Origin of the sequence: Nostoc sp. (assembly GCF_041747015.1) — a bacterium.
Classification (GTDB): Bacteria; Cyanobacteriota; Cyanobacteriia; order Cyanobacteriales; family Nostocaceae; genus Nostoc.
The window spans coordinates 1-5,392 of the sequence record NZ_JBGTFY010000048.1; the positions used below are offsets into that span (position 1 = coordinate 1).

Below are 5,392 nucleotides of genomic sequence, written 5' to 3' on the forward strand. Positions count from 1 at the left end.
TAGCAGACAAGGGATATCAAGGAATTAAAAAGCATCATCATTTTAGTCAAATACCTAAAAAGAAGCCAAGAAAAGGTAAGCTTTCTGTAGCGGAGAGAAAAGAGAATAGAGAATTAGCAAAAGAGAGAATAATTATTGAGACTGTTTTTGCCCATTTAAAACGATTTAGGATTTTACAAGGGCGATATAGAAATAGAAGAAAACGATTTGGGTTAAGGTTTAATTTAATAGCTGCTATTTATAATTATGAGCTTAACTTAAACGCAAATTAATCTTAAGTATTATTTTTGCAAGAGGTCTAATGCCTACAATCGTCTCCATTTGCCCAAGTGCTGGGGTAGTGGGAAAAGAGCCGCAGCCGACGGCAGCAAGTTTGAGATTTATGAAAATAACCTCTTGTCGGAGTATCACATCCGTTATGGCGGTTACGGTGGTATTGCTTATCACCATGTTTCGGACAAATACATTGCTTTATTTACACATTTCATTACCTGTGGTGTTTGGGAAGCGGTATATATTTTGGATGGGTTACTAAAGAACACTTCAGACATTCAGCCGGATATTTTACACGCAGATACTCAAGGACAGTCTGCACCTGTGTTTGCGCTATCGTACCTATTGGGAATTAAATTAATGCCACGCATTCGTAACTGGCAGGACTTAACTTTCTTTCGTCCTACCAAGGAAGCGGTATACAAATACATCGATCCCTTATTTAAAGATGTGGTGGATTGGAAGCTGATTGGAACCCACTGGCAAGACTTAATGAGAGTAGTGTTGTCAATTAAGACGGGTAAACTCATGCCTTCGACCATACTTCGTAAGTTAGGAAGCTATAGCCGTAAGAACCGCCTTTATCAAGCTTTTCGAGAACTGGGGCAGGTAGTACGGACGATTTTTCTCCTAGAATATATCTCAGACCGAGGACTGCGGCAGCAGGTCACTGCCTGCACTAATATTGTCGAGGGTTATCACCGTTTCTTAGATTGGTTGTTCATCGGCAAAGACGGAATTGTTACGGAAAATGACCCAATCGAACAGGAAAAGCAAGTTAAATATCTTGATTTGGTAGCAAGTGCAGTCATTCTCCAAAATGCTTTTGATATGTCAAAGGCAATTCAGGCTTTGAGTTTAGAAGGATACTCAATTAACCAAAAAGAAATTGCCACTTTAAGCCCTTACATTACTAGGCACATCAAACGATACGGAGATTATGTAGTGGATTTGCATAACATTCCACAGCCCTTAGAAGGAGCAATTCTTCTCCCTATTGAAATATCTGAAAGCTATATATAGCAATACTTTTCAACGAAGTGGCACCTTTTTACACGGATCTCGGCTCAATCCCTATTACTGGGCTGATTACTGGGCTGATTACTGGACCGGCTTTTGTGCTGATGTTTGTGCCGTCGGTTGTGCTGATTGATAGTCTGATTGGTTCAGAAGTTGATATCAAGAAAAGACCCAATCAGGGTATCTGGAAGTCAACAACTAATGCTCTTTTTATTGCCTTAGTCTTTGGGCTAATGTTTGGACTGTTTGGTGGACTGACTTTTGGGCTGATTTTTGGGCTATCTAGTGGTGCTGGAAAAGCTGCTACTCAACATATTGCTTTACGTCTCACCCTTTACCGAATTGGCATAATTCCATGGAATTATGCCCGCTTCCTCAACTACTGTACTGAACGTTGCTTCCTGCAGCGAGTCGGAGGGCGCTATCGATTTATTCATAAGCAGTTGCAAGACCACTTTGCTGAAATGCTAATTAACACAACGGTAAACGAATAATAGAACCTATTTTTAGGTAACACAACCTGTTAGCGGCAAGAACAAAATAGAAAATTGGCAGCTACACGAAAGGAGACTTTCGTAGAATCTATTAGGGACGGACAAGATTAAACAATGAAAGTAGCAGGAAACGGGCAAGGGAAAATATTAACCCTAGAGGAATTGAAGTTATTGTTTGCTGAAGGATTTGTTAGGGAGCGTGATCGCGCTTTGTTTGGCATCTGCTTATTTACTGGCTGTCGCGTGTCCGAAGCTCTAGCTCTCCAGACTACAGATATTAAAGGTGGAACTTTGACTTTTAGGAAGTCTACCACGAAGGGCAAACTCAAAACTCGCGTTGTAGATATCCAGCCGGGGCTTGCTCAATTGTTAGCCGAGTACCAACCTCTAAAAGCTGGAGCGTTGTTTCCAGGGATGCGGGGGCGAAGTTTAACCCTAACTCGATTCATGGCGGACAAGATTCTCCGCGATGCCACTGTTCGAGTTAAGTTAGAAGGAGTCAGCACCCACTCGTTTAGACGCACCGCTCTAACTATGATGTCTAGCGCTGGTATCCCTTTGCGCGTGATTCAGGAAATTAGTGGACATAACGATTTAGGGACTTTGCAGCGTTATCTGGAGGTATCGCCAGAACAAAAGCGTCGCGCTGTGGCTACGATTGGGTTTTAATTATTTCTACTTTCTACCTACTGCGCTTTACTGGAGCAATAGAAATGACCCAAACCTCAACAGTCAACTTAACTATAGAAAGTTACCTTACTTATGATGACGGGACAGATAACCGTTACGAACTTGTTAATGGGGCTGTTGTAATGGTTCCACTGCCCACAGCAGACCATGCCGATAAAATCGATTTGCTCTTAGAGATATTTAGAGCCGAAATCCGTAGAAGTAATCTACCGATGAAAGCCTCGGATAAAGTTGGAGTTTACATTGGTAAATCGTCGTTAACAGGTAAGGACTACTCACGTAATCCCGATGTGTGCGTAACTTCGTTAGAAGCTTGGTCATCCCTTAAAGCCAATAAAACAACGGCGGCAGTCTTACTGACCCCACCTATTTTAGTGGTGGAAGTAGTATCAACTAACCGAGAAGATGACTATGTGGACAAGGTGGAGGAGTACCAGGGTCTAGGCATTCCTGAGTATTGGATTGTAGATGGGCGCGATAAATTAGTTTCAGTCCTGCTGTTAGATGATGGACGTTATCACAGGACTGAATTTAGAGGCGGTGAACGGATTATCTCACGGGCTTTCCCATTGTTAGTTTTGACAGCAGAGCAGGTGTTATCAGCATAAAGGAAGTTACTCTGACCGTTTGCCTTCGGTAGTACAGGTTTTGTTGAACTTAAGTTCAATTTCTCTCAAGACGTACTTGAGCGGGGATTGATTGACCCTATGGAACAACTTTATCTCCAGTAATTATTAGGACTGAGCCACAAATTCAATCTCATTTAAAACAAAGCGTCGTGGATCTTGCCAGCCATCAGGAAATGCAATTATCGTTTGCTCGTCGTCAAACCAAAGTTCTACACTCCGAAACTTGAGCAGCCGAGGAATATCCTCAATTCCTGTGTACCAAAGCGTCGGATAGTGGCGGCGATTTTTGGTCAGGCGGCTCAATTTCTCTTGGTCGCTTAACCCTTCTTCCAGTCGCAGCGTTTTGGGCTGCGGTGGTTGATTAACAACCTCACTGACGACTGGCTGACAACCTTGACTGACAACCTGAGAGGTTAGTCCTGCAAACGATTCAGGTTTATTGATGGTTGGAGCTTCAAAACTTTCGGCTGGCTCATCAACTTTTATCACTGGGGATGGTAATTGATCCTCTGTTTTCAAAGTTTCTAAATTTAAAAGGTTGTCAGAGTTGTCAGATTCCTTCTCAGCACTAATTTTCAGGTTGTCAGATAGGTTGTCAGATCGGTTGTCACATAGGTTGTCAGAACTGAGCGCATCATCTAAAGTAAGTGCGGTATCCGCATCAGTTCGCAGTCGCAAAGAGCGGATTAGCCGTCGTCCCTGGTTATCGCGGTCATAGTTAACATCACCCCAGCCAAGAGTCTGCTGGCATAACTCAATCAAGTCAGAACTAAAATTATTCTTGCCCTTAGCTTGGAGTCCACTAACTCGGCAATAGTGGGAGTAAGAACCAAACAGAGTTGAGACAATCGGGTTGTAAGACTGCTCTGCCCATTGGGAGCGATCGCACCCGATTTGAGTTTTGGTGTTTGGTTCATGAATAACCCACTCATTGACCCAAGCCGCAATTGAATCAGTGCGGATTTTGGCTTGCCACAGGGTAGGGCTAATTCCATCAGAATCAATGCGGCGTAGGACGCGAGTAATTTCTTCATTGGCAATGGAGAGCAGGTAATTAGTAAAGGCTGAAAGTTCCGGTTCAAATTCTGCTTCTAAGTCTCGAACTTGGCCGACTGCGGGTTTATGGTCAAAGGCCAGCATGAGAATCCGCCGAGTCAGCCAACTACCGCCATCGGCATGAAAGATGGGAGCGTTCGACGTGACAACTGCCATACCTGGAAATCTGAAATTCAAACCATCTTTGTATAACCGCCTGCCGCTCAATGAGTCTTGACCAGTTAATCGTTTGAAATTGGATAAACTACCCATGACCTTATCTTGGTCGGGGAGGATGACGAGCCGCTTTCCAATCAGTCGTGCTACTTCATGCTTATCTTCAAGGTCTTTGAGACTACCATTCCAACAGTTATCCGAGCCAATGAGCGATTCCAGTAGACGGGTAAAAGTTGATTTTCCTGTACCACCGGCCCCAATCAAGTGCAGAAACTTGTGTAAGTCAGACCGACCGCGCAATACGGCGGCGGCAAAGCAGAGCAGTATTTCTTTGTGGGCTGGGTTTTCTGTTGCCTCATCCAACCATTTATTGATTGTTCCCCAGCCAGTAGCAGCAGAAATATAGGGACGTGGTAAACACCAAGTTAGGCGATGCCCTGGGGCGTGTTTGTGAAACTGCCCCGTTGCTAGTTCCAATACGCCATCGGTAAAAGGCAAAATCTCATTAACCGAGCGTTCGTCCCAGACACGCTCAAGCAGCCGCCGCCGCATCTTAGCAACAACGTTTGTGACATAAGAAGCACTACCATATCCGATGATGTTCTTAGACTCCAAAATTGCGTCTATGACTGATTCTAGGTAGAGATCGCTAATAGGAGTCCAAACACCTTCACGTTCCAAGCTATATTGCATCCAGGTTTTATACTCGTCATTCCACAACAAGCGATCGCGGTAATCTTCAACGATTTCGCGCCCAATTATATCCGACGGTGGTAGCTTGCCAGTCCCCTGTGTTTCTAGCGGTTTCATCTGCTTTTCCCAAGCAGCGAGATCGATAACCTTGCCCATTACCTGACGCTTAAAGCGATCTGCGCCGTGATTTTGAATATAGTCATCCATGCCTTTACCTTCTGCGACCGTCCAAAGTCCTGTGGCACTCATCACAGGTACTTTGAATAGTTTAAGCTGGTGAGCTAACTTGCGCTGTGCCTCAATTACATTTTTGTTATCGGCACAATCGGCATCAAAGGCAATAATAAAACCAAACCCCGCACGGGCGTAGCGTTCTAGAGT

General features: G+C 44.1%; 5 protein-coding genes and 1 pseudogene. 5 read left to right on the top strand and 1 reads right to left on the bottom strand.

The window, feature by feature from the left end; all coding sequences use genetic code 11:
• The 5 genes and pseudogenes from ACEW80_RS03655 to ACEW80_RS03675 form a co-directional block, all read left to right on the top strand.
• The coding region (locus tag ACEW80_RS03655; RefSeq protein ID WP_373525287.1) for a transposase family protein at nucleotides 1-272 on the top strand (272 nt) is incomplete at its 5' end.
• A 28-nt stretch (nucleotides 273-300) separates the two neighbouring features.
• A pseudogene (locus tag ACEW80_RS03660) lies at nucleotides 301-1,296 on the top strand (transposase); the annotation flags it as partial.
• 17 nt (nucleotides 1,297-1,313) lie between these two features.
• Nucleotides 1,314-1,787, top strand: a complete 474-nt coding sequence (locus ACEW80_RS03665) for a hypothetical protein (protein WP_373525288.1) — start codon at nucleotides 1,314-1,316, stop codon at nucleotides 1,785-1,787.
• Nucleotides 1,788-1,901: 114 nt separating this feature from the next.
• Nucleotides 1,902-2,456, top strand: coding sequence for a tyrosine-type recombinase/integrase (locus ACEW80_RS03670; protein WP_373525289.1), 555 nt, complete (start codon nucleotides 1,902-1,904; stop codon nucleotides 2,454-2,456).
• A gap of 44 nt (nucleotides 2,457-2,500) precedes the next feature.
• Entirely contained in the window at nucleotides 2,501-3,085 is a 585-nt protein-coding gene (locus tag ACEW80_RS03675; protein ID WP_373525290.1) for a Uma2 family endonuclease, read from the top strand.
• A 126-nt stretch (nucleotides 3,086-3,211) separates the two neighbouring features.
• Here the strand turns inward: ACEW80_RS03675 and ACEW80_RS03680 are convergent.
• A partial coding sequence (locus tag ACEW80_RS03680) for a DUF5906 domain-containing protein (protein WP_373525291.1) occupies nucleotides 3,212-5,392 on the bottom strand: 2,181 nt, incomplete at its 5' end.

Excerpts from the sequence above, each read along its gene's own strand:
- ACEW80_RS03670 (WP_373525289.1), top strand. The coding sequence starts at position 1,902 with ATGAAAGTAGCAGGAAACGGGCAAGGGAAAATATTAACCCTAGAGGAA.
- ACEW80_RS03675 (WP_373525290.1), top strand. The coding sequence starts at position 2,501 with ATGACCCAAACCTCAACAGTCAACTTAACTATAGAAAGTTACCTTACT.